The sequence below is a fragment of the Ochrobactrum sp. SFR4 genome (assembly GCF_019730395.1).
Taxonomy (GTDB): Bacteria; Pseudomonadota; Alphaproteobacteria; order Rhizobiales; family Rhizobiaceae; genus Pseudochrobactrum.
This window is the reverse complement of the sequence record NZ_JAAPBB010001509.1, coordinates 1-229: the sequence shown is the minus strand read 5'-3', so window position 1 is coordinate 229 and position 229 is coordinate 1. Positions and strand designations below refer to the sequence as shown.

The 229-nt window shown below is 52.8% G+C and carries 1 pseudogene; it reads left to right on the top strand.

Annotated elements, in window-relative coordinates:
* Nucleotides 1–229: pseudogene (locus HBA93_RS24060) on the top strand (glutamine synthetase); the annotation flags it as partial.

Below are 229 nucleotides of genomic sequence, written 5' to 3'. Positions count from 1 at the left end.
ACGCTGGCATTGCCATCCGCTGTTTTCATGGTCACTATTTCTGGTGACTATCCTGATGACGGTCATGGCTTTGTCTATCCGGAAGATGACGGCGATCTGCGTCTTGTCGCTGATCTTTCCACATTAACTGTTGTGCCTTGGGAATCTGACCCGACCGCGCAAGTTCTCTGCGATCTCGTTTATCAGGACGGGCGCGTAGCAGAATTCACCCCGCGCAATGTGCTGAAGC